Source organism: Gilliamella sp. Imp1-1 (assembly GCF_001690415.1).
Classification (GTDB): Bacteria; Pseudomonadota; Gammaproteobacteria; order Enterobacterales; family Orbaceae; genus Gilliamella; species Gilliamella bombi.
This window is the reverse complement of record NZ_LZHK01000037.1, coordinates 13,992-39,078: the sequence shown is the minus strand read 5'-3', so window position 1 is coordinate 39,078 and position 25,087 is coordinate 13,992. Positions and strand designations below refer to the sequence as shown.

General features: G+C 35.7%; 23 protein-coding genes and 1 tRNA gene. 16 read left to right on the top strand and 8 right to left on the bottom strand.

The genetic code is table 11. The annotated features are described in order from the left end of the window. Positions 1 to 20: 20 nt before the first annotated feature. Positions 21 to 1,958, bottom strand: coding sequence for an exoribonuclease II (locus A9G38_RS03555; protein ID WP_034910664.1), 1,938 nt, complete (start codon positions 1,956 to 1,958; stop codon positions 21 to 23). Positions 1,959 to 2,094: 136 nt separating this feature from the next. Between A9G38_RS03555 and A9G38_RS03550 the strand changes: the two genes are divergently transcribed. After that, positions 2,095 to 2,844, top strand: coding sequence for an alpha/beta fold hydrolase (locus A9G38_RS03550; protein ID WP_034910666.1), 750 nt, complete (start codon positions 2,095 to 2,097; stop codon positions 2,842 to 2,844). Between the two features lie 22 nt (positions 2,845 to 2,866). On the opposite strand, the gene A9G38_RS03545 is transcribed toward A9G38_RS03550, so the two are convergent. Genes A9G38_RS03545 through A9G38_RS03530 form a run of 4 tightly spaced genes read right to left on the bottom strand, consistent with a single transcriptional unit; the run spans position 2,867 to position 4,646 of the window. Beyond that, on the bottom strand, positions 2,867 to 3,202 hold the full coding sequence (locus A9G38_RS03545; RefSeq protein ID WP_051634165.1) for a prepilin-type N-terminal cleavage/methylation domain-containing protein: 336 nt from the start codon (positions 3,200 to 3,202) through the stop codon (positions 2,867 to 2,869). Then, positions 3,195 to 3,629, bottom strand: a complete 435-nt coding sequence (locus tag A9G38_RS03540) for a DUF2509 family protein (protein WP_034910668.1) — start codon at positions 3,627 to 3,629, stop codon at positions 3,195 to 3,197. Before A9G38_RS03540 ends, A9G38_RS03545 begins: the two co-directional genes overlap by 8 nt. Beyond that, a complete protein-coding gene (locus A9G38_RS03535; protein WP_034910671.1) occupies positions 3,613 to 4,176 on the bottom strand; it encodes a prepilin peptidase-dependent protein in 564 nt (187 codons plus the stop codon). The genes A9G38_RS03540 and A9G38_RS03535 overlap by 17 nt, the downstream gene beginning before the upstream one ends. Next, complete coding sequence (locus A9G38_RS03530) at positions 4,170 to 4,646, bottom strand: prepilin-type N-terminal cleavage/methylation domain-containing protein (RefSeq protein ID WP_034910673.1); 477 nt, start codon at positions 4,644 to 4,646, stop codon at positions 4,170 to 4,172. Before A9G38_RS03530 ends, A9G38_RS03535 begins: the two co-directional genes overlap by 7 nt. Before the next feature lie 352 nt (positions 4,647 to 4,998). Between A9G38_RS03530 and dapD the strand changes: the two genes are divergently transcribed. The 4 genes from dapD to yqfB all read left to right on the top strand — a co-directional run bounded on the left by dapD (position 4,999) and on the right by yqfB (position 9,264). After that, entirely contained in the window at positions 4,999 to 5,823 is an 825-nt protein-coding gene (gene dapD, locus A9G38_RS03525) for a 2,3,4,5-tetrahydropyridine-2,6-dicarboxylate N-succinyltransferase (protein WP_034910674.1), read from the top strand. A gap of 104 nt (positions 5,824 to 5,927) precedes the next feature. Continuing rightward, positions 5,928 to 6,419 carry a YajQ family cyclic di-GMP-binding protein gene (locus A9G38_RS03520; protein WP_034910675.1) on the top strand — a complete coding sequence of 164 codons (492 nt, stop codon included), beginning with the start codon at positions 5,928 to 5,930 and terminating at the stop codon, positions 6,417 to 6,419. Positions 6,420 to 6,629: 210 nt separating this feature from the next. Next, positions 6,630 to 8,912, top strand: coding sequence for a beta-glucosidase BglX (bglX, locus tag A9G38_RS03515; protein ID WP_051634166.1), 2,283 nt, complete (start codon positions 6,630 to 6,632; stop codon positions 8,910 to 8,912). 43 nt (positions 8,913 to 8,955) lie between these two features. Next, the gene (gene yqfB / locus A9G38_RS03510; protein ID WP_034910676.1) at positions 8,956 to 9,264 is read left to right on the top strand and encodes a N(4)-acetylcytidine aminohydrolase; all 309 of its coding nucleotides are present in this window, start codon (positions 8,956 to 8,958) and stop codon (positions 9,262 to 9,264) included. 53 nt (positions 9,265 to 9,317) lie between these two features. Here yqfB and A9G38_RS03505 read toward each other — a convergent pair whose 3' ends face one another. The 3 genes from A9G38_RS03505 to A9G38_RS03495 all read right to left on the bottom strand — a co-directional run bounded on the left by A9G38_RS03505 (position 9,318) and on the right by A9G38_RS03495 (position 11,135). After that, positions 9,318 to 9,782: an NfeD family protein gene (locus A9G38_RS03505; protein WP_034910677.1), complete on the bottom strand. Its 465-nt coding sequence runs from the start codon at positions 9,780 to 9,782 to the stop codon at positions 9,318 to 9,320. Positions 9,783 to 9,888: 106 nt separating this feature from the next. Further along, positions 9,889 to 10,119, bottom strand: coding sequence for a hypothetical protein (locus tag A9G38_RS03500; protein WP_034910680.1), 231 nt, complete (start codon positions 10,117 to 10,119; stop codon positions 9,889 to 9,891). A 107-nt stretch (positions 10,120 to 10,226) separates the two neighbouring features. Continuing rightward, positions 10,227 to 11,135 carry an SPFH domain-containing protein gene (locus A9G38_RS03495; protein ID WP_034910684.1) on the bottom strand — a complete coding sequence of 303 codons (909 nt, stop codon included), beginning with the start codon at positions 11,133 to 11,135 and terminating at the stop codon, positions 10,227 to 10,229. 361 nt (positions 11,136 to 11,496) lie between these two features. On the opposite strand from A9G38_RS03495, the gene A9G38_RS03490 reads away from it, so the two are divergent. The 11 genes from A9G38_RS03490 (at position 11,497) to truB (ending at position 24,637) form a co-directional block, all read left to right on the top strand. Continuing rightward, on the top strand, positions 11,497 to 13,059 hold the full coding sequence (locus tag A9G38_RS03490) for an anthranilate synthase component 1 (protein ID WP_051634167.1): 1,563 nt from the start codon (positions 11,497 to 11,499) through the stop codon (positions 13,057 to 13,059). Beyond that, a complete protein-coding gene (trpD, locus tag A9G38_RS03485) occupies positions 13,059 to 14,690 on the top strand; it encodes a bifunctional anthranilate synthase glutamate amidotransferase component TrpG/anthranilate phosphoribosyltransferase TrpD (protein ID WP_034910686.1) in 1,632 nt (543 codons plus the stop codon). The genes A9G38_RS03490 and trpD overlap by 1 nt, the downstream gene beginning before the upstream one ends. A gap of 15 nt (positions 14,691 to 14,705) precedes the next feature. Further along, complete coding sequence (gene trpCF, locus A9G38_RS03480; protein WP_034910688.1) at positions 14,706 to 16,088, top strand: bifunctional indole-3-glycerol-phosphate synthase TrpC/phosphoribosylanthranilate isomerase TrpF; 1,383 nt, start codon at positions 14,706 to 14,708, stop codon at positions 16,086 to 16,088. Positions 16,089 to 16,115: 27 nt separating this feature from the next. Beyond that, positions 16,116 to 17,309 carry a tryptophan synthase subunit beta gene (gene trpB / locus A9G38_RS03475; protein WP_034910691.1) on the top strand — a complete coding sequence of 398 codons (1,194 nt, stop codon included), beginning with the start codon at positions 16,116 to 16,118 and terminating at the stop codon, positions 17,307 to 17,309. After that, complete coding sequence (trpA, locus tag A9G38_RS03470; RefSeq protein WP_034910694.1) at positions 17,306 to 18,112, top strand: tryptophan synthase subunit alpha; 807 nt, start codon at positions 17,306 to 17,308, stop codon at positions 18,110 to 18,112. The genes trpB and trpA overlap by 4 nt, the downstream gene beginning before the upstream one ends. A 212-nt stretch (positions 18,113 to 18,324) precedes the next feature. Beyond that, positions 18,325 to 18,401: transfer RNA gene (locus tag A9G38_RS03465), tRNA-Met, on the top strand. 191 nt (positions 18,402 to 18,592) lie between these two features. Further along, positions 18,593 to 19,054 (top strand): ribosome maturation factor RimP, encoded by a 462-nt coding sequence (gene rimP / locus A9G38_RS03460; protein ID WP_034910697.1) that lies wholly within the window; start codon positions 18,593 to 18,595, stop codon positions 19,052 to 19,054. A gap of 16 nt (positions 19,055 to 19,070) precedes the next feature. After that, the gene (gene nusA, locus A9G38_RS03455; RefSeq protein WP_034910699.1) at positions 19,071 to 20,546 is read left to right on the top strand and encodes a transcription termination factor NusA; all 1,476 of its coding nucleotides are present in this window, start codon (positions 19,071 to 19,073) and stop codon (positions 20,544 to 20,546) included. Between the two features lie 17 nt (positions 20,547 to 20,563). Continuing rightward, entirely contained in the window at positions 20,564 to 23,227 is a 2,664-nt protein-coding gene (infB, locus tag A9G38_RS03450; protein ID WP_034910701.1) for a translation initiation factor IF-2, read from the top strand. A 66-nt stretch (positions 23,228 to 23,293) separates the two neighbouring features. Beyond that, complete coding sequence (gene rbfA / locus A9G38_RS03445; protein WP_034910703.1) at positions 23,294 to 23,671, top strand: 30S ribosome-binding factor RbfA; 378 nt, start codon at positions 23,294 to 23,296, stop codon at positions 23,669 to 23,671. A 66-nt stretch (positions 23,672 to 23,737) separates the two neighbouring features. Beyond that, positions 23,738 to 24,637, top strand: coding sequence for a tRNA pseudouridine(55) synthase TruB (truB, locus tag A9G38_RS03440; protein WP_218056486.1), 900 nt, complete (start codon positions 23,738 to 23,740; stop codon positions 24,635 to 24,637). The last annotated feature ends 450 nt before the right edge of the window (positions 24,638 to 25,087 follow it).

The following is a 25,087-nucleotide window of genomic DNA, read 5'->3' as shown; positions in this document are numbered from 1 at the left end:
AATAATCTTTCTTTTATTTTTTAATTGTTGGCTAATTTTGTAATGATTGATTGATTTTCGCTTTTAACCTGATGAATAACAACAGAGATAGTATCAGCAAGTTTGTAGCAAACCTCATCTTTAATTTTGATGATTCCTTCCTCAGGTAACGAGATAATTTCTTCCTTGACTGAGTGAATCATTGAAAGTGGCACAAATGCAAAAGCGCCTATATCACATAAACGAACTCGAGCACCACCACGATTGATATCGATAATTTCAGCAGAAAAACTTTCACCTACTTTATTTGACAAGTATTGAGCATAAAGGTTTTCAGCCATATCACGTTCTGCATAGCGTAATGTTTTGCGTCTTTCATTCATGTTTTTTAATTGATCTTTATCGGGTGCGATTAATTCTTGTGATCGGATAAATGCTTTGATTAATCGATGGTTGACCATATCACCATATTTACGTATTGGTGAAGTCCATGTTGCATAGGCATCAAATCCCAAACCAAAATGTGGTTTAGGTTCAGTTGAAAAATCAGCAGGGCTTTGGAACTTGCGAAGTTTTGTTGACAAAAATGGAGTGTTGTCGATTATACGACGCAACTTTACGTAACCATCGAAAGATAATAATGATTCTTTATCAAATTCAGTGATTCCGTTGTCATTTAAAAAAGTCACTACTTGTTCAATATATTTATTATCAAAACCTGAATGAATATTAAAAATTCCAAAACCAATTTTATTTTTTAATTGCAATGTTAAAGCTTGGTTAGCTAAAACCATGACTTCTTCTACTATTTGATTTGCAATCCGACGAGACTCTTTAATTATTGATTTAACTTGGCGATTTTCATCAAGTTCAAAACGATAATCTCCATTATCTTTAAAAACTAATGCATGATTTTGCCGCCATGTCATACGAATTTTTGCTAAGTCAGCTAAATGTTTAAGTTGCTGTTTAATAATTGGATTATTAGTTTCTAAATCTTCATTATTTTCTAAAAAATTAGAAACATTGTTATAAGTTAATTTAGCTTTTGATTCAATCCAAGCTGGTATAAAAGTGATCTCATCGCTATTAATATTGCCCGTTTCGTCAATACTCATTTTACATATCATTGCTGGACGTTTTTGATTTGCTTTTAATGAACATAAATCATTGGCAAGCTCTTTGGGTAGCATAGGGATATTAAAATCAGGCAAATAAGTGGTAAAATTTCTGATTTTGGCAATACGATCAAGTTCGCTATCTTGTAATACATAAGCGGTAGGATCGGCAATGGCAACCGTCAATTGATAATCTCCTTGTTCACCTTTTGATATCGCAATAGCATCATCCATATCTTCTGTATCTTCGCTATCGATGGTGAAAAAGTTAACATCGGTTAAATCTTGACGGTTATCAAGTTCAGTAACGTTAATTGATAATGAATCGAACTGTGGGGCGTGAGTTTCTAAATCGTAGCGCGCTAACGTTTTTAGCCAAAGTTGATAAGGTGAATTGCTTTCAGCAACAAAACGAACAATTTCGGCAAGAAATTGATTCTGTTCTTCTTGCAAAGGGTGAGAAACAAGCGTTGCCACAACCCAATCGCCTTCTTTTAGTTTTTCGCTAACTTGCTTGTTTATTTTGCAACGAATGGCTAGATTAGTTGACATATTTTCAGGATAAATAACCATTGCACGATCTTGAAAGCCTATTTTGCCAATAAATTTTTGCAATGCACTTTCAATTAATGATTCAGGTTCAAAAGACTCTTTATCGTTATTACTTATTACTGTCCCTGATACCTTATCACCATTGCAAACTCTTTTCATTTTAGCAATAGGGATGAAATAACTTTTTTTATTATCAACATCTAAAAAACCAAATCCTTTTTCATGAGCTCTAATAGTGCCTTCAACGCGTGGTGTTTGTTCATGGAGTTCTTGTTTTAATTGTGCAAGTAGAGGGTTATTTTGAAACATATGGCTTAATACTAGTTAAAAAGTTGGTGTTAAATTCTATCATATTTATGTAAATTGTGGTTATTGAATTAATCGGTGATGGTATTGAAAATAGACGTATAATAATGCCACTTAAAATAATTGGTCAAATTAGAGTATGAAATTAAACTATAAATTACAGGGTGATGGACAACCGATAGTGTTTTTACATGGGGTGTTTGGTAGTTTAGATAATTTAAATATGATAGCGAAAAATTTTGTGCAGCATTATCAAACCGTGCAAGTTGATCTTCGTAATCATGGGCATTCCCCTTGGTCTGATAAGATAACTTATCAAACTATGGCTGAAGATGTAGCTGAACTTTGTTATGATTTACAATTAAAAGATATAATATTAGCTGGTCACTCAATGGGGGGGAAGGTTGCTTTGCAATTGTCGCAAATGCTTTCAGATTCTATCCAAAAAATTGTTGCTATCGATATTGCGCCTATAAAATATCACCGTTCGGCCAATGCCACTATTTTAAGAGTGTTAATGTATTGCCTTAGTAACCAAATTACCGATAAAAAGCAGATCATCAATTTAATGGAACAAGTAGGGATTAACATGCCAACCATTCTTTTTTTACTAAAATCGTTTAAGAATGATAAATGGTTGTTTAATATTGAAGCAATTAATTCACAATATGCTCATATATGCGATTGGCAAAATATCTCTCCTTGCTTAAAACCCACGTTATTTATTCGGGGAGGTAACTCTACTTATATTACAAATGAAGCTTATCCAGCGATTTTCGAACAATTTCCTAATGCAAAAATTGAAGTAGTTGAAGGTGCTGGGCATAATGTTCACGCTGAAAAAACGTCACAAGTTTTGCAACTTCTACATAACTGGATAGAGGGATGAATGGTATTTAACTTGCAAACATTTAGAGTGAATTACAAAATAATCGTTGCTGCTTGGCAACTTGTTTGTTAGGTGCATTAACCGTTATAACAACCATTTTACACTGAGCATTATAAGTTTTACTGGTGAGCTTATAGTGCCAACCAGAAGGAATAATTTGGTTTGTGGTATAAGGGTAGCTATCAAGTAGCTGAAAAGCAATTTTGTTGGCACGTAAGTAGTTTGTAAAGTAGTGATGTTTATAAAACAATGCTTGTTGGTAATTAACAAATCCTAACATAATAATTGAAAATAATAGCGTTGCTATCATAACTTCAATTAAACTAAAGCCAGCTATTTTTTTCTTTTTGTTATTCACAATAAATAGCCTTTTTTTCTGGGCAATAATCGAGCCAATGACCTTTTTCAACAATCAATCGATTGTTATCAAAATGTGCAAGTGTATATAAATAGAAGCCTTTAGATTCGCCCCTTACTAACACATACTTATCAATTTTTAATAAAGACTTTTTTATACATGCTTTTAATTGATAAGTGGGTTCAGTCATACAATACCAATTTGTTTTAGGAGTTTGCCAATTTTGGGTTATTGCCCAAGTTAAAGATGAACTAGCTTGATTAAATTTTTGATAGTATTGACTTTCCATTAAGATAGTTTTTTGCCACGAGGTAATAAGTATATTAAAACCAATTAATAGCACCAATCCCACAACCATCAAAATAATTACCATTAAAATAGTGCTAAACCCAGACGAAGTATAAATTTGTTTAAAATAGGTTTTCATTTTTGATTATTTCAGTTATGTGATAATTAATCTGCTTGTTTTTTCTTAATTCAGCAGTAACAGATAGACTAATGGCATCGGGTAGCTGTTTTATTGTAAAATCGGTTACTTTGATTTCGTTTGAATCAAATAAGTTTTCCCATTTAGTTCCAAAACAATCTATTGCTCCTGTTTTATAGGCTATATTGTTTTCTTTATAGCGATAGGTAAAAACATCTGACTTTATAGGGGAAAATTTGTCCCAAACCCAAGAATTGCGAATTTCGCTATCGTATCGAAGAACAATACATTTTCCTTGTTTATCGATTTTAATAGCTTTAGCTGTTATTTTTTTGGGGTCATTAGCAATAAAACCAGCTCGTCTTATGTCTTTTTTCATACCAGCTAATCCAAGTTCAATTGCCTGTTGTAAACGTGTTTTTTGATAATATTGCATCATACTTGTTTGTAATTGAATGTAAAACGAGGTTATACCCATAAAAATTAGACTTGATAATATTAAGCTAATAAGCATTTCAAATAAGGAATATCCAGATGCTTTTAACATGGAGGTAAGCCTGTTATATAGCTATTTTCTGCACAGAATCGAATGCGTCCAAATAAAGAAATAAAAATCCTGCTAGTACCTATCTTATTTTTTAATTGGAAAGACATTGTTTGTGCTAAGTTGCGACGACCTAAGATCAAAGCATTTTTATTGTTTAATAATTCACTAATTTCAACAGAATTATCAGGTTTGATAAAATAAAGTACTCCTTCACTGCACGAAGTGGGTTTTTCATCATTAGTGATAGCAATACACCAAGGTGAAGTAAATTGATGAATAATGTAATTCTCATTTTTAATCGACGCTTTTATTTGAACTTCATACAAAAAATAAGCTAACTGTTTGGTTGTATAAGCTAATTCATTACGCAGTTGTTGCTCTTTCCAATGCTCAACGCCTATTGTGACTAAAATAGCACTAATACAAATAGTTATTAACAGTTCTAGTAATGAAAATCCCCAATTTTGCATAATGTTATTTTTTTAAGATCGTAGTAAAGCAAGTGTAGCTTGGAATAAAATAACTAATTATTTATTGCTTTTAATTTGTGATGAGCTACGCAAATAAATTGTACTTTTTTATATTGATAAAACTTTGATAGAAATTAGTTCAAAATCATTCAGGTAGAACATTTATTTTATTAGATATTTTTTTATTTAATGTTTTTGTTTTTTGAAAATATGAATCATCATTATAAAAAAGGCCAAAAACGGTATTGATTGAGAGGATATGATTAAACCACTTAAAAAGCGAGAAAGATTATATTATACTGTCTATCTATTTATTATTTGCTAACGGGCTATAAATTAAAGGAAACTTGAGATGCAACAATTACAAACTATTATTGAAGCAGCATTTGAACGTCGTGCTGAGATTACACCGTCAAATGTTGATACAGTTACACGTGATGCGATTAACCAATGCATTGCTTTATTAGACAGTGGTAAAATGCGTGTCGCAGAAAAAATCAATGGTGATTGGGTAACTCATCAATGGTTAAAAAAAGCGGTTTTGCTCTCTTTCCGTATTAACGAAAACCAACTGATTGATGGCGGTCCGACTAACTATTATGACAAAGTGCCATTAAAATTTGCTGAATATGATCAAGCAAGATTCCAACAAGAAGGTTTCCGTGTTGTTCCATCTGCTATTGCTCGTAAAGGTGCCTATGTTGCTCGAAATACTGTATTAATGCCATCTTATGTCAATATTGGTGCTTATGTCGATGAAGGTACGATGGTTGATACATGGGTAACTGTTGGTTCTTGTGCGCAAATTGGTAAAAATGTTCATTTATCGGGTGGTGTTGGTATTGGTGGTGTTTTAGAACCGTTACAAGCTAACCCAACCATTATTGAAGATAACTGTTTTATTGGTGCACGTAGCGAAATTGTTGAAGGCGTTATTGTTGAAGAAGGTAGCGTAATTTCAATGGGTGTATTTATTGGTCAAAGTACTAAAATATATGACCGTGCAACTGGTGAAATTCACTATGGACGTGTACCAGCTGGTTCAGTAGTTGTTTCTGGCAACTTACCGACAAAAGATGGCAAATATAGTCTTTATTGTGCAGTTATTGTGAAAAAAGTTGATGCTAAAACTTTAGGTAAAGTAGGTATCAATGAATTGCTTCGTACTATCGATTAATTCACGCTTATATTTTAAAGTCGCCTAAATTATTGTTAGGCGACAATTATTCTATTTATTAACTAGATAATTTTAGTTTTATAACCATTAGAAGAGGAGAATTTATGCCTTCTTTTGATATCGTTTCAGAAATTCAAATGCCAGAAGTTAAAAATGGTGTTGAAAATGCCACTCGAGAGTTAGCTACTCGTTGGGACTTTAAAAATGTTGAAGCATCGTTTGAATTAAATGAAAAAAATGAAACGATTAAAGTAACAAGCCAATCTGATTTCCAAGTACAGCAACTGCTCGATATCCTGCGTGATAAGCTAGCTAAACGTGGTATTGATGGTGGTGCACTTGAAATTCCTGAAGAAATGGAGCACAGCGGTAAACTTTATAGCATTACGGTTAAGCTTAAGCAGGGTATTGATAAAGAGCTAGCTAAAAAAATTGTAAAAGCGATCAAAGACAGCAAAATTAAAGTGCAAGCTCAAGTTCAAGGTGAACAAGTTCGTGTTACAGGTAAATCACGTGATGATTTACAAACTACTATGGCATTAGTTAAAAATAGCGAATTTGGTCAACCGTTTCAATTTACCAATTTTAGAGATTAATGTGTTATTGAGTTGATATTGCCAACAATTGTCGGCAATATTATCCCTTGAACTTTGTAAAAAATTTCAGAAAAGACAGCGTTTGAATAAGGGGATGCAATAACTATTATGATGTTTTAAACCTGAATGTAAGTAGATAAAAAACGAGATTTTTTGTAAATACGTTATGCTGTCTGCTTGTCTATCCTCTTAATTATAACAATATTTATTATGATGAAAAAAGTAGCTATATATTTATTTTTTCTTATCTTTTCTGGGCATTTGTTTGCACAAGAACCTAATAGCGAAGTAAAGGAAATAAAGAAAGTTTTTATTGATAATCTATTATCAAAAATGACGCTTCAAGAAAAAGCGGGACAATTGCGCCTAATTAGTGTTGGTGGTGATCTAACGTTAGATAAAGTACTTGATAAAATCGAAGCAGGTGAAATTGGTGGCATTTTTAATACTGTTGTCGAACCTGACCTTTCTCAAATGCAGGAGCGTGCTCTAAAATCTCGCAATAAAATTCCTCTATTTTTTGGTTTTGATATAATTCATGGACATAGAACTATCTTCCCGATTAATTTAGGTATTGCATCCACTTGGGATCGTAGTGCAATTGCAAAAGCTGCTGAAGTATCAGCTGACGAAGCTACCTCGGATGGGGTAAATATAACTTGGGCGCCAATGGTTGATATTACACGTGATCCTAGATGGGGGCGTGTGTCTGAAGGGTTTGGTGAAGATCCTTATTTAACCTCAGAAGCTGGGCGTATTTTTGTTGAAAAGATGCAAAAGCAATCGCTTGCCGATAAAAAATCATTGGTGGCATCAGTAAAACATTTTGCACTTTATGGCGCAGTTGAAGCAGGGCGTGAGTATAACAGTACGGATATGAGCGAACGCAAAATGTTCCAAGAATATCTTGTGCCTTATAAAGCAGCAATTGATGCAGGTAGTCGAGCTGTGATGGTTTCGTTAGTGAGCGTTAATGGTATTCCAGCAACGGGGAATCATTGGTTGTTAACCGAAGTACTACGGAATCAGTGGCATTTTGATGGTGTTGTTGTTAGTGATCATGGAGCTATTCGTGAACTTATAAATCATGGCGTAGCTAGTGATCCGAAAGATGCTGTACGTGTTGCGATTAAAGCTGGCATTGATATAAGTATGAATGATGAATATTTCTTACAATTTTTGCCTGAATTAGTCGAAGAAGGTGCCATTACAGAAGATGAAATAAACCAAGCTTGTCGTCATGTACTTGAACTTAAATATGATATGGGGTTATTTAGTGATCCTAATCGTAATTTAGATCCAAAATTAGATATCGATACAATGTTTGCTGATAATCGATTACATCGTGAAGAAGCTCGTGATGTGGCACGCCGCAGTATTGTGTTATTAAAAAATGAGAATGAGATATTACCGCTAGCTAAAAATAAGAAAATTGCGGTGATTGGTCCATTAGCTGATTCAAAACGTGATATTTTGGGGAGTTGGTCGGGAGCAGGGCGTGCTAATTTAGCGGTAACTCCATTAGAAGGTATTAAAAATGCAGTTAAAAATCCTGAATCAATTAGCTATGCATTTGGTGCCAATCTTTCTGATGATGAAAATTTATATCGGTTTTTAAATTTATACGGAGAAACAACTAAATTTGATAATCGACCAGCCGATAAAATGATTGCAGAAGCGGTGAAAATAGCTAAAAAAGCTGATATTGTTATTGCCTTTGTTGGTGAAGCAGAAGGAATGGCTCATGAATCATCAAGCAGAACAGATCTATCTTTGCAAGCGACTCAAAAACAATTAATTAAAGCAATGAAGAAAACAGGTAAACCTTTGGTCATTGTCTTAATGAATGGTCGTCCTTTAACACTATCTGAAGAATATGCTCAAGCTGATGCTATGCTTGAAACTTGGTTTTTAGGAACTGAAGGAGGTAATTCCATTGCCGATGTACTATTTGGTGACTATAACCCTTCGGGTAAATTACCCATGTCTTTTCCTTATAATGTTGGGCAGATCCCAGTCTATTATAGCCATTTGAATACAGGCCGTCCTCGTGGTACGGAAAATATGGGCAAATATACAACCTCGTATTTTGATAGTCCTAATGAGCCGTTATTCCCCTTCGGGTTTGGTTTGAGTTATACCAATTTTACGATGGACTTTTCATTATCAAGTACTAAAATGAATCGAGAAGGTGAAATTATTGTCACCGTTAATGTTGAAAATACAGGGAATAGAGAAGGTATGCAGACCGTCCAGCTTTATTTGCAAGATGTGACAGCGTCGGTTAGCCGCCCAGTGAAAGAGTTAATTGGTTTTGATAATATTACTTTAAAACCGCACACTAAGGGGCAAGTAAAATTTGTGATTAAATATGATATGCTGAAATTCTGGAACAATAAAATGCAATATGTTGCCGAACCAGGAAAATTTAATGTGTATATCGGTAGTGATTCGACAACTCAGAACAAGCAAACATTTACTTTGCTTGATTAATACTTGTTAAATAATTTGGGTAATTTTCATATAGGATAATGCTGTGCAAAATGATATTACTTTTTATCAACGTTTTAAGTCTGATATTTTAGCTGGTTTAAAAGTCATTACCATTCGAGATAAAAGTGAATCACATTTTAAAGTTGGTGATAAGCTTCGTGTTGGAACTTTTGAAACTGATGAGTATTTTTGTACAATTAAAATAGTTAATATTACACAAATTACATTTGATCAACTTACCGAAAACCATGCCCAACAAGAGAATATGACTTTGAGTGATTTGAAAAAAGTAATTTCTGACATATACCCCAATGAAAATCATTTTTTTGTAATTCATTTTTCGCTCTTATAATAAAAAAGACGCATTGTTAATGCGCCCTATTTATTTTTATAACTAGCAAAAAACTATTGATTTATAGGTAGCACATCTAAAATTAGACCATCCACAGCAATAATTTCAACACGCTGCCCAACATTAAGATCTTCAACGCATCTTGCCGACCATGTTCCATCTTTGATTTTTACTCGACCTGAGCCATTAACAATAGCATCTGTGACAACTGTTTTAATACCAATTAAATCTTGTTGTGGCTGATTGATTTCGCCTTTATTTGATTTATCTTTACCTTGCTTTTTGAGCCAAAGCCACCAAAGATAAGCAGATACAAGCGTTAGAATTGCGAATAAAATCCACAAAATTGGCCAAGAAAGAGGTAAAATCCAAGCAATTAAACCAACAATAATGGCAGCAATCCCACTCCAAAGCCCGTATCCGCAGGTACCAAGTAATTCTATAATCAGCAAAATACCGCCTAAAGCAATAAATACCCATTGAGGCGAATTATAGAAAACCATAAAAAAATCAGTCATGATCAATTACCTTTAAGATTCATTCAGTAAAAATCTTAAACATAGCGTTTATAGATTTTGTCAAAAAGTTTCAGGAAACACTATGTTTAAGTATAAAATTTGATTTTTATTTAGTATTTTTAATTATTTCATTAATGCCTCCAAGGCTGTCCATGATCCACAAAATTGGCCAAGAAAACGGTAAAATCCAAGCAATTAAAACAATAATAAAAGTAGCGATCCCACTCCAAAAACCATATTTGCCGGTATCGAGTAATTTTATAACTAGCAAAATACCACCTAGAACAATAAATCCCCAATAAGGCGGATTATAGAAAACCATCAAAAAACCATTCATTATCAATCACCTCTAAGATTCATTCAGTGAAATTTCTAAATATAGAGTTTACGATTTTGTTAAAAAGTTTTCAGGGAACACTTTGCCTATGTATAAAATTTGATTTTTTATTTCGTGTTTTTAATCAATTCAGCAATACCGCCAATGCTACCCATTAAACTTGACGCATCAAGTGGCATCATAATCACTTTACTATTATCCGATGAACCAATTTGTTGTAATGCTTCAGTATATTTTTGGGCAACAAAGTAGTTAATAGCATTAATATTACCTGCAGCAATAGCATCGGATACCATTTGAGTTGCTCTTGCTTCTGCTTCGGCAGCACGTTCACGCGCTTCGGCTTGTAAAAAGGCAGATTGTCTTTCACCTTCTGCTTTTAAAATTTCAGATTGTTTTTCACCTTCAGAGCGTAAAATCGCTGCTTGACGAACACCTTCTGCTTCGAGAATTTCGGCACGTTTATTACGTTCTGCTTTCATTTGCGCATTCATCGCAGCAATCAATTCTGCTGGTGGGCGAACATCTCGAATTTCGATACGGGTAATTTTGATTCCCCATGGACTTGTTGCCTCATCGACAATACTTAGTAACTTAGAGTTAATATGATCACGTTGTGATAACATTTCATCCAATTCCATGCTACCTAAAACAGTACGAATATTAGTCATCATTAAATTAATGACAGCACGCTCTAATTGATTTACTTGATATGCAGCCCTTGCTGCTTCTTGTACTTGGATAAAGCAAACAGCATCAATTTGCACATTAGCATTATCTTTTGAAATGACTTCTTGTGATGGAATATCGAGTACTTGCTCCATCATATTAATTTTACGACCAACACCATCCATAAACGGAATAATGATATTTAAACCGGGTTCAAGTGTATGGGTATATTTACCAAAACGTTCAATAGTATATTGATAACCTTGGGGAACAATTGTAATTGCCTTTAAGACAGTAATTAACGCAAGCAAAACAATAACACCAATGACGATATAAAATACTGGCATAGTTCAAAAATCCTTATAATTTTTTATAATAAAAATGAGTCAACCATTTTATAGATTATTAAATTTTTTGCCTAGTTATAAATGCGAAGTTTGTTTTTTAAAATAAATAATCTCTTGACAGTGTGCTAGTAAACTAGTTTAATAGTACAAAATTTATTTTTAATCGATAAAAATTATGAAAGCACAATATTTACATCTTATTACTCGTCAATTCACCAGCTTTGGTTGGTGGTGCGTTACCTTTTGCGGGTGATGTAATGATGTATTGTCTTTTTTACACAACCCGCTTTATGCGGGTTTTTTAGTTTTTTGGATGTTAAACGAATCAGCTAAATAAAAATTTAAATGTAGAGAGCCAACAATGAATAAGCCGACATTAACACAAATAACCCAAACCATCGGTTATTATCAAGATCCAACTCAAGTGTTTTATCAATTGTGCGATAGTAAACCGGCAACGTTGTTACTAGAATCAGCCGAAATTGATAATAAGCAAGGAATTAAAAGTGTCATGATTGTCGATAGTGCATTACGTATTTCGGCAATAAATAATGAAGTGACTTTTAAGGCATTGACCACAAATGGTGAAAAGCTATTACCTTTATTACAACAGGCTTTTACAGACAAGTTAGATAATGTACAAGTGGATGAACAAACACTTAAATTGGTATTTCCCACTATTGATAGTATGCAAGATGAAGATTCAAGATTAAAGTCGCTATCAGTTTTTGATGCATTACGCACATTATTGACTATTGTGAATATCCCTGAACAATGTGGTCAAGATGCGATTTTTGTTGGTGGGCTATTTTGTTACGACCTTGTCGCTGGATTTGAAAACTTACCTAATTTACCTACAGAGCAGCGTTGTCAAGATTTCTGTTTTTATTTAGCTGAAACAATATTAGAAATAAATCATAAAGATCATAAATCCATTTTAAAAACGACGGTTTTCACTTCTGATTTAAAAGAAACTGAGCGCTTAACACAACGGTTAGCTAATTTACAAGCAACATTAAATAGCCCAATGAAAGCCATTCATACTCAGTCCCTTGCTAATATCGATGTGACATGTAATAAAAGTGATGATGATTTCAATACAGTTATCAAAAAAATGCAAGATGCAATTGAGCAGGGGGAAATTTTTCAAGCAGTACCTTCACGGCGTTTTAAATTACCTTGCCCTGAACCATTATCGGCTTATCAGATATTAAAAAACAATAATCCAAGCCCTTACATGTTTTATATGCAAGATAGTGATTTTGTGTTATTTGGGGCCTCACCTGAAAGTGCACTTAAGTATACTAAAGCAACTAATCAAGTTGAAATCTACCCAATTGCCGGTACTCGTCCACGTGGATTAACTACAAATGGTGAAATTGATTTTGATTTAGATAGTAGGTTAGAACTTGAAATGCGCACCGATAAAAAAGAACTAGCCGAACACTTAATGTTAGTTGATTTAGCTCGCAACGATTTAGCGCGTATCTGTAAACCCGGTACTCGTTATACTAAAGATTTGTTAAAAGTGGATCGTTACTCTTTTGTGATGCATTTAGTTTCGCGTGTGGTTGGTCAGTTACGCAGTGATTTAGATGCGCTTCATGCTTATCAAGCCACTATGAATATGGGAACATTAACAGGAGCACCCAAAGTTCGTGCGATGCAATTAATTGCTGAATCAGAAAAAGTTAAACGTGGTAGCTATGGTGGTGCTGTTGGCTATTTTACCGCGAATGGCGATCTTGATACCTGTATTGTGATTCGAAGTGCCTATGTCGAAGATGGCATAGCGACAGTACAAGCTGGCAGTGGTGTGGTGCTAGATTCAAAGCCACAATCAGAATCTGATGAATCACGTAATAAAGCACGTGCAGTTATTCGAGCTATCATGGCAGCGCATAATGTAGAAGGTGTATTCTAATGGCTAATATCTTATTTATTGATAATATTGATTCTTTTACTTATAACTTGGTCGATCAATTACGTAATAGTAAGCATTGTGTGACGATTTATCGAAATACTATCCCTGCAAATGTAATTATTGAAAAATTGTCACAAATGCAAAACCCTATTTTAATGTTATCACCAGGTCCAGGAGCGCCAAGTGACGCTGGATGCATGCCAGAACTGTTAAAACGTTTAAAAGGTAAATTGCCTATTATTGGTATCTGCCTTGGTTATCAAGCTATTGTGGAATCCTATGGTGGAGCGATTGTGCCAGCTGGCGATATTTTGCATGGTAAGGCATCTTTAATTGAGCATGATGAGCAAGCGATGTTTAAAGGATTACCAAATCCGCTACCGGTGGCTCGTTATCACTCTTTAAAAGGTGAAAATATTCCAAAAACACTAACCATCAATGCGCTTTGCAATAATATTGTAATGGCAGTTCGTAATGATGAGGATCGGGTTTGTGGTTTTCAATTTCATCCAGAATCTATATTAACCATTCAAGGTGTAGAATTATTAGAACAAACTATTAAATGGGCACTAAATCCTCCACAAAAACAAGAGAAGCCAAAACAGGAGGCTATTGTTGATAAGCAAGAGTATAATATTCAACCTATTGTTAATAAATTATATTTAGGGCAAACCCTTACACAAGAGGAAAGTAAAATACTATTTAATTTAATTATTCAAGGTAAGATTGAACCAACTGTATTGGCTACCGCAATAATTAGTATGAAAGTTCGTGGTGAAAAACCGGATGAAATAGCAGGGGCAGCTTTAGCATTGCTTGAGAATGCCGATCATTTTGATTCTCCAGATTATGATTTTACTGATATTGTTGGTACTGGGGGTGATGGCACCAATAGCATTAACATCTCAACAGCTAGTGCTTTTGTGGCTGCAGCATTAGGTTATAAAGTGGCTAAACATGGTAATCGTGGTGTATCAAGTAAATCAGGCTCTTCCGATGTGCTTTCTGCCTTAGGCATTAAATTAAATATGTCAGCACAAACATCTCGTCAGGCATTAGATGAACTTGGTGTGTGCTTCTTATTTGCCCAGCAATATCATTCAGGTTTTCGCCATGCAGCACCAATACGCCAACAATTAAAAACTCGGACCATTTTTAATGTGTTAGGACCATTGATTAATCCATCTCGTCCTAAACGTATTTTATTAGGCGTGTATCATCCAGATTTGATCCAACCGATTGCTGAAACATTAAAAATGCTTAATTATAAACATGCTTATGTGGTGCATGGCGCAGGTATGGACGAGGTTGCTATTCATGGCGAAACTGACGTTGCTGAAGTTAAAGATGGTAAAATTCGATATTTTACGCTTAAACCTGATGATTTTGGCTTGCCAACATTTACCTTAAAAGATATTGAAGGGGGTACACCTGAGCAGAATCGTGATATGTTAATTGCCATTTTACAAGGTCACGGAAAACCAGCACACCAATCAGCAATTGCCGCTAATGTTGCGATGTTAATGAGCTTATTTGGCGAGTCAAATTTAAAACAAAATGCACAACGGGCAATTGAGATGATGCAAAGTGGTAAACCTTATGCATTATTACAACAACTAGCAGCAAGATAACAAGTGGAGAATAACATGGCAATTGCAGCATTAGTAAAAAATGTTGAAATGGCAACAGTACTAAAAAAGATCATTGACGATAAACAGATTTGGTTAACGCAGCAGCAGGAAACAAATCCACTTACAATGTTCAAATCAGCAGTAATACCTAGTGATCGCAATTTTTATCAAGCGTTAAATCAATCTAAAACGGTTTTTATTTTAGAGTGTAAAAAAGCGTCGCCATCAAAAGGATTGATTCGGGATGATTTTGATCCAGCCGCTATTGCTAAAGTTTATAAAGATTATGCTTCAGTAGTTTCAGTATTGACTGATGAAAAATATTTTCAAGGTAGCTTTGAATTTTTACCCATAGTTCGTAATGAAATCATACAACCCGTGCTTTGTAAGGACTTTATTATTGATGAATATCAGATCTATTTAGCGCGTTATTATCAAGCTGACGCAGTACTATTAATGCTATCTGTATTGACGGATGATGAATATCGTCATCTAAGTAACATTGCTCATAAGCTCAATATGGGGATATTGACAGAAGCTAGTACTGAAAACGAAGTTGAAAGAGCCATCCAACTGGGTGCGAAAGTAATCGGTATTAATAATCGTAACTTAAGGGATTTGACGGTTGATCTAAATCGGGTAAAAGCCTTATCCAAATCAATTCCTAACGATCGCATTATTATTAGTGAATCGGGTATTTATACTCACAATCAGGTTAAAGAACTGAGTCGTTTTGCAGATGGATTCTTAATTGGTAGTGCGTTAATGTCTGAACCAAACTTAACTTTGGCAATTCGCAAGTTGATGTTAGGCGAAAATAAAGTATGCGGTTTAACACGTCCCGAAGATGCTGTTAGTGCTTATCAAGCTGGTGCAGTTTATGGTGGTTTGATTTTTGTTACAAATTCAGCACGTTATATACAGCCAATTAAGGCTCGAAAAGTTATTGTTGCAGCACCGCTTAATTGGGTTGGTGTATTTCGAAATGAAGAGATCGAAACAGTAGTTCGAATAGCAAAACAGTTATCCTTGTATGCTGTCCAACTGCATGGTAATGAAGATGAAAACTATATCGAAATGTTGCGACAAGAATTACCCAGAACTTGCCAAATTTGGAAAGCATTAAGTATTGGTAGCACCGTTCCTGAACATAATAATCTCTTAATCTCACGTTATCTGTTTGATAACGAGGATGGTGGTACAGGTGAATGTTTTGATTGGACAATGCTCACTAATCATAATTTAAATAATGTCATTCTAGCAGGGGGTATTAACTCAAAAAATATAAAGTCAGCTTTAGCAACTGGGGTGATAGGCGTTGATCTAAACTCTGGTGTTGAAATATCCTCAGGAATTAAAGATAAACAAAAAATCCAAGCTGTATTTGAACAAATTTAATTTTTATTTAAAAAAAAAGGAATAGTTATGTCTAAGTTAAATCCTTACTTTGGCGAATTTGGTGGGCAATATGTTCCTCAAATATTAATGCCAGTGCTTGAACAACTTGAAGATGCTTTTATCTCTGCAGTCAACGATCCAAACTTTCAGAAAGAGTTTAACGACTTATTAGTTAACTATGCTGGTAGACCAACAGCATTAACTTTATGTAAAAATCTAACGGCAGGCACCAAAACCAAGCTTTACTTAAAACGAGAAGATTTAGTGCATGGTGGTGCACACAAAACTAACCAAGTTTTAGGACAAGCATTGCTTGCTAAAAGAATGGGCAAAACTGAAATTATAGCCGAAACAGGTGCAGGGCAACATGGTGTTGCTTCGGCTTTAGCCTGCGCACTACTTGGCTTAAAATGCCGAATTTATATGGGTGCAAAAGATGTTAAACGCCAAGCACCTAACGTATTTAGAATGCGGTTGATGGGCGCAACAGTCATCCCAGTTGAAACTGGTTCAGCGACTTTAAAAGATGCGTGTAACGAGGCATTACGTGATTGGTCTGGCAGTTATGAAAAAGCGCATTATATGTTAGGTACTGCAGCAGGTCCGCATCCTTTTCCAATAATTGTACGTGAGTTTCAACAGATGATCAGCCGTGAAGCTAAACAACAAATCCTTGAAAAAGAAGGACGTTTGCCTGATGCAGTAATTGCATGTGTTGGTGGTGGTTCAAACGCAATTGGTATGTTTGCTAATTTTATTGATGATAAATCCGTCAAATTAATTGGTGTAGAGCCAGGAGGTCATGGGATTGAAAGTGGCGAACATGGCGCTTCGTTAAAGCATGGTAAGCTTGGCATCTATTTCGGTATGAAATCACCGATGATGCAAACGGAAGAAGGACAAATTGAAGAATCTTATTCAATATCGGCAGGGTTAGATTTTCCATCAGTTGGTCCACAGCATGCGTATTTAGATAGTATTGGTCGTGCTGATTATGTTTCAATTACTGATGATGAAGCGCTTGATGCATTTAAAGCGTTATCACGGCATGAAGGTATTATTCCTGCGTTAGAATCATCACACGCATTAGCTTATGCTATGAAAATGATAAAAGAAAATCCAACTAAAGAACAGCTACTAATAGTTAATCTGTCAGGGCGTGGCGATAAAGATATCTTTACCGTTTATGATATTTTAAAAGCAAAAGGAGAAATAGAATGAGCCGTTATCAAAAACTGTTTGCAACATTAACAGCCGAAAAACGAGGTGCTTTTGTTCCTTTTGTTCCAGTTGGTGATCCAACGCCAGAACTATCATTTAAAATCATTCAAACTTTAATTGAATCTGGCGCTGATGCACTAGAGCTAGGGATCCCATTTTCAGATCCTATGGCCGATGGTCCAACTATTCAAAATGCCAATATTCGGGCATTTAAAGCAGGAATAACAGTTGAAAAGTGTTTTGAAATTTTAACCAATGTCAGAGCGCAATACACCAATATTCCAATAGGATTACTTATTTATGCTAATTTAGTTTTCAAAAATGGTATCGACGACTTTTATGCCAAGTGTACCAAAGCGGGAGTTGATTCAGTATTGATTGCTGATTTGCCAGCTCAATATGCACAAGAATTTACAGTGGCCGCCGAAAAATACAATATAGCACCGATTTTTATTTGTCCACCAAATGCTGATGATAAAGTCATTCAAAGTATTGCTAAGCAAGGCAAAGGTTATACCTATTTGGTATCACGAGCAGGTGTTACTGGTGCTGAAAATCGAGCTAACAAACCGCTTACCCATCTGATCAAAAAATTAGTTGAGTTTGGTGCTCCACCTGCGTTACAAGGGTTTGGTATTTCAGAACCAACTCAAGTTAGCGAAGCGATTAAATCCGGTGCAGTTGGGGCAATTAGCGGATCGGCAACAGTAAAAATTATTGAGAAAAACCTCGACAATCCCGAACAAATGCTTAGCCAATTAGCCAAATTTGTTCAATCAATGAAACAGGCAACTAGCAAGTAATTTATATTACTTTATAGTACTAAATAGTGGGCACAATAATAGGCTTGAAAATGGAATTATTGTGCCAATATAAGTTAAACAATTATGCTTAAGTTAAGTGGTATATATATTAAAATTGACGTGTAACATATTTTTAATAATTTTACTGATAAAATCGGTGTGATTTGCAGTTGCATTTTATTTAAAATGCCGTATAATTCTCATTCATCTATCGCGGGGTGGAGCAGCTTGGTAGCTCGTCGGGCTCATAACCCGAAGGTCGTTGGTTCAAATCCAGCCCCCGCAACCACTTAAATTTTCATTCATAAACCAATCTATCCTGTTATTGTCTGAAAGTTCGAATAAAGTGGCTTCATTATAGTTAGTTTTTGAATGTAAGCCTCGCATGTCGAGGTTTTTTTTCGTGTAGTGATTTAAGCGTAAGTTTAAAAAGAATGTTGGGCTTTATGCCCTTTTTTATTTTCTGCTGTGGAGGTTTGTTTGGCTAATATAGAACAACAATTAACCGATATTATCCAAGAGCCAGTTAATGCACTTGGTTTTGAATTAGTCGGAGTTGAATATATTCGTGGTCGTTATCCTATACTACGAGTCTATATTGATAGTGAAAATGGTATTACGGTTGATGATTGTGCTGATGCAAGCCGTCAAATCAGTGCGGTGCTTGATGTAGAAGACCCGATCAAAGATGCTTACAATCTTGAAGTTTCATCACCAGGAATGGACAGACCTTTGTTTACGCTCGAGCATTATCAGCGGTTTATTGGTGAAGAAGTTACAGTCAGTCTACGTATACCTGTTGCTAATCGCCGTAAATGGAAAGGACAAATTAAGTCTATCGATAGCCAAATGATTACATTAATTGTAGATGATAAAGATGAAGTATTTGCTTTTAGTAATATTCAAAAAGCGAATATTGTACCTAATTTTAACCTTAAATAGAGTACGGATGTAAAGGATGAATAAAGAAATTTTAGCTGTTGTTGAAGCTGTATCAAACGAAAAAGCACTTACGCGTGATAAAATTTTCGAAGCTTTAGAAACCGCATTAGCAACGGCCACAAAAAAGAAGCATAATGTTGATATTGACGTTGTTGTTAAAATAGATCATAAAACAGGTGATTACGATACTTTCCGCCGTTGGCTTGTTGTTGATGAAGTTACGCAACCAACTAAAGAAATGACATTAGACGCTGCACAATACGAAGACCCATCTGTTAAACTTGGTGATTACGTTGAAGAGCAAATTGAATCCGTTGCTTTTGACCGTATAACCACACAAACAGCAAAACAAGTTATCGTACAAAAGGTACGCGAAGCTGAGCGTGCAATGATCATTGACATGTTTAGAAATCGTATTGGTGATATTGTGACTGGAATTGTCAAAAAAACCAATCGCGATAGCGTGATTCTTGATTTAGGTAACAATGCAGACGCAATGATGTCACGCCATGATATGTTACCGCGTGAAAACTTCCGTATAGGCGATCGTGTCCGTGGTATTTTATATCTTGTAGAACAAAATAATAAACCTGCACAACTATGCATTAGCCGTTCAAACCCTGAAATGATGGAAGAGTTATTCCGCATTGAAGTCCCTGAAATTGGTGAAGAGATGATTGACATCAAAGGCGTGGCTCGTGATCCTGGCTCACGTGCTAAAATCGCAGTTAGTAGTAATGATCGTCGTATTGACCCTGTTGGTGCTTGTGTTGGTATGCGTGGTGCGCGCGTACAAGCAGTATCTAATGAATTTGGTGGAGAACGTATTGACATTGTTTTATGGGACGATAATCCTGCACAATACGTAATTAATGCTATGGCGCCGGCAGATGTTGTTTCAATTGTTGTTGATGAAGACAAACACACCATGGATGTAGCCGTCAATGCTGAAACTTTACCACAAGCCATTGGTCGAAATGGTCAAAATATCCGTTTAGCTTCACAGCTTACTGGCTGGACTCTAAATGTGATGAGTAACGAAGATTTACAAGAAAAACATCATGCAGAATCTTTTGCTGCAATCAATAATTTGATGAAACATCTTGATATTGATGAAGGGCTTGCACAGTTATTAGTTGAAGAAGGCTTTACCTCACTTGAGGAACTTGCCTATGTGCCAGTTGACGAATTGCTTGAAATTGAAGAACTTGATGAAGATCTTGTTGAAGCTTTAAGAACGCGAGCAAAAGATGCATTAACAACACTTGCACTAGCAAATAGTGGCGAAAAACAACCAGCTCAAGATTTGCTAAATCTACCTGGTATGACACAAGAGTTAGCTTATCAATTAGTACAACATGACATCATTACTTTGGAAGATTTAGCAGAACAAGGTACTGATGATTTAGCTGAAATTGAAGGTATAACAAACGAACAAGCAGGCGATTTTATTATGGCTGCTCGTAATATTTGTTGGTTTGCAGATGAATAATTGAGGAAAAGTAATACATGACCAAAGTATCAATAGAAACACTGGCTCAAGAAATCAATACACCAGTGCAAACACTTTTGCAACAGTTTGCTGATGCAGGTATGAAGAAATCTGCAACAGACACTGTCACACAAAAGGAGAAAGAAGCTTTGCTTGCTCATTTAAAACCTCAGCAAGGTCCAACAAAGTTAACATTGCAACGTAAGACGCACTCAACCTTAAATGTGTCGAGCGGTGGTGGCAAAAGCAAAGAAATAAAAGTAGAAGTTCGTAAAAAACGAACTTTTGTTAAACGCGATCCAGCTGAAATTGCGGCGGAGCAAGAAAAAGCACGCTTAGAAGCTGAACAAAAAGCTCGCCAAGAAGCAGAACTAAAAGCGAAACAAGAAGCCGAATTAAAAGCGCGTAAAGAAGCGGAAGAAAAAGAAAAGAAAGCTGAAGAAGAAGCGAAAAAGCGTGCTCAAGAGGAAAAAGCGAAAGCGGCACAAGAGCGAGTAGTTGATCCAAAAGTAAAAAAAGCGCAAGAAGAAAAAGCACGATTAGAAGCTGAAGCGAATGAAATTAAACGTAAAGCGGAAGAAGAAAATCGTCGAAAATTAGAGGAAGATGCCAAGCGTATGGCTGAAGAAGCTCGTAAGCTAGCAGAACAATATAATGAAGTTGATGATAGTGATCATACAGAAGATGAAGATTATCATGTGACAACCTCTAAATACGCTAGAGCAGCAGAAGATGAAACTGACCGTGAAGTTGAAAGCGCTCGTGGACGTGGTCGAAACACTAAACAAACTAAACAGAAAAAAGGCAACAAGCTATCAGAAGGCAAAGCGGAACGTGAAGAAGCTCGAGCTGTGACTCGTGGCGGCCATAATAAAAAGAAAGGTAAAAGCACGTTGCAACAAAGTTTTACTAAACCTGTCCAAGCGGTTAATCGTGATGTTGTTATTGGTGAAACCATTACCGTTGCTGAATTAGCGAATAAAATGGCAGTAAAAGGTTCCGAAGTGATCAAAACTATGATGAAAATGGGGGCAATGGCAACTATTAATCAAGTTATCGATCAAGAAACAGCACAATTAGTGGCTGAAGAAATGGGACATAAAGTAGTACTTCGTCGTGAAAATGAGCTTGAAGAATCTCTTATGAGCGATCGTGATACAGGTGCAGAAAAAGTTTCTCGTGCACCTGTAGTTACCATTATGGGACACGTTGACCATGGTAAAACCTCTTTACTTGACTATATTCGTAAAGCAAAAGTGGCTTCAGGCGAAGCTGGTGGAATTACACAACATATCGGTGCTTATCATGTTAAAACACCAAATGGAGAAATAACTTTCTTAGATACTCCAGGTCATGCGGCGTTTACCTCTATGCGTGCGCGGGGTGCTAAAGCAACGGATATTGTAGTACTTGTTGTTGCTGCTGATGATGGTGTAATGCCTCAAACTATAGAAGCAATCCAACATGCTAAAGCGGCAAATGTACCAATTGTTGTTGCTGTTAACAAAATTGATAAACCTGAAGCTGATCCAGAGCGTGTAAAAGGCGAACTTGCACAATATGGCGTGATGTCAGAAGATTGGGGTGGTGATACTCAGTTTGTTCATGTGTCTGCTAAAGCAGGTACTGGTATTGATCAACTACTTGAAGCCATCTTACTACAAGCTGAAGTGCTTGAATTAACCGCGTACGAAACAGGTATGGCAAGCGGCGTTGTGATTGAATCATTCCTTGATAAGGGTCGTGGTTCAGTTGCAACAGTACTTGTTCAATCAGGTACATTGCATAAAGGTGATATCGTACTTTGTGGATTTGAATACGGTCGTATCCGAGCGATGCGTAATGAACTAGGTAAAGAAGTGACTGAAGCTGGTCCATCAATACCAGTTGAAATTCTTGGCTTGTCTGGAGTGCCATCAGCTGGTGACGAAGCTACTGTTGTACGTGATGAAAAGAAAGCTCGTGAAGTTGCGCTTTATCGACAAGGTAAATTCCGTGATGTAAAACTTGCTCGTCAACAAAAAGCGAAGCTTGAAAACATGTTTACCAACATGACAGAAGGCGATGTTTCTGAACTCAATATTGTTCTAAAAGCAGATGTTCAAGGTTCTGCTGAGGCGATTTCTGATTCATTACTTAAACTATCAACAGATGAAGTTAAAGTTAAAATTATTGGATCAGGTGTGGGCGGTATAACCGAAACTGACGCATCGCTGGCTGCTGCATCAAATGCGATCATTTTAGGCTTTAACGTTCGTGCCGATGCTTCAGCACGTAAAGTGATTGAATCAGAAAATTTAGATCTACGTTATTACTCTGTTATTTATGATCTAATTGACGAAGTTAAACAAGCTATGAGCGGTATGCTTGCACCAGAATACAAACAAGAAATTATTGGTCTTGCTCAAGTGCGTGATGTGTTTAAATCACCTAAATTTGGTGCAATTGCAGGTTGTATGGTAACCGAAGGTGTTGTTAAACGTCACAACCCAATTCGTGTATTGCGTGATAACGTTGTTATCTATGAAGGTGAACTTGAATCATTACGTCGCTTTAAAGATGATGTTAACGAAGTACGTAATGGAACCGAATGTGGTATTGGTGTGCGTAACTACAACGATGTTCGTGTTGGCGACACGATTGAAGTTTTTGAAACTATCGAAATCAAACGTACGATCTAATTACAACGTATTTGATGTTATAAGCAAGGTATAGTCCTTGCTTATTCATTTATAAGGAAAATAGATATGGCAAAAGCATTTAATCGTTCATATCGAGTTGGACATGAATTACAAAAAGAAATTGCAATTATCTTACAACGAGAAATCAAAGACCCTCGCCTTGGTATGGTAACTGTTTCAGGCGTTGATATCTCGCGTGATCTTTCGTATGCCAAAGTTTTTGTGACTTTTTTGAATGACGATGATCCACAAGTTATTGAACAAGGATTAACGGTACTTAATGATGCTAAAGGTTACATTCGAACCTTAATTGGCAAAGCGATGCGTTTGCGAATCATTCCAGAGATAAAATTCTTTTACGATGAGTCGCTAGTTAAAGGTATGCAAATGTCGAGTTTGGTGGCGGATGTTATCAAACAAGATAATGAGCGTCATAAAGATTAATATTAAAAAATAGTCCTGAACTCTGTCAAAAAGTTTCAGGTAACTATGTGTTTCAGTATAAAAATGATGAATATAAAAAAAACTCGCCGTGATCTTCACGGCGTTTTGTTGCTAGACAAACCGCAAGGCATGACATCAAACGATGCGTTGCAAAAAGTAAAATGGGTATTTAATGCTAAAAAGGCAGGGCATACGGGAGCTCTTGATCCACTAGCGACAGGGATGCTTCCTATCTGTTTTGGTGAAGCAACCAAATTTTCACAATATTTATTGGATTCAGATAAGCGTTATCGTGTGATCGCCAAACTAGGAGAACGAACCGATACATCTGATGCCGATGGTCAAATTATATGTACCAAACCTGTTAAAGTGACTGAATTACAAATCAACCAAGCTTTAACACATTTTCGCGGTGATATTTTACAAGTGCCAACTATGTTTTCGGCATTAAAATATCAAGGAAAACCGCTTTACCAATATGCTCGCCAAGGTATTGTGGTTGAACGTGAAGCTAGACCAATTACCGTTTACGAAAATCAATTTATCCAATTTGATACAATAAAAAACGAATTAACGTTAGAAATACACTGCTCAAAAGGCACCTACATCCGAACCATTATTGATGATTTAGGGGAATTATTGGGTTGCGGAGCACACGTTATTTATTTAAGGCGTTTACAAGTTACCAATTACCCGATTGAAAACATGGTTACGTTAGAACAGTTACAAAATATCGAACTTAAAGATGATCTACTAATGCCCGTTGACAGCCCATTGCAAGATCGCCCAAAAGTTACCCTTAGCGATACGCAAGGTAAAGACATATTATTAGGACGAACCATTGAACTTGAAAGCTCCACGCAAGTTGAAACCTTAGTGCGAATTTATCAAGGCAAGCAATTTATTGGCGCTGGTATAATGCAAAATAACAAATTATTGCCAAAGCGTTTAATATCAACATCCTAATTCTTTTAAAAAGTTAAATTTTTCCTAAATTACTTGATATTAAAAAGATCTATATTTGTTGATATCTAGGACTTCATCCTGAAATAGCAAAAAAATTATTTGGCACTGGCATTACATTTATGCCAGTAGTTGTCTCAAAATTACTTTCTTAAAAGATCAAAAATAAAAAAGAATGTTTAATCAATATTCAACATTTATCAGCTTGTCTTGCTCGGTTTAAATCGACTACAAAAACAAGATCTTCAAGCTAGTAGTTTTTAACGACTCGTTGAGATATGAAACGGTATAAACTCCTGAATCTTTTTTACAAGATAATAAGGCATACTAAAGCAATAAATGGGCACATAGTGTAGCCGATCCATGACTATATACTAGGTTCAGAAAATATCTGCCTAAGCCCTATTTTAAAAAAATTAAAGTGAGTATTTCCGTTAAAGGGCTTTTCCATAA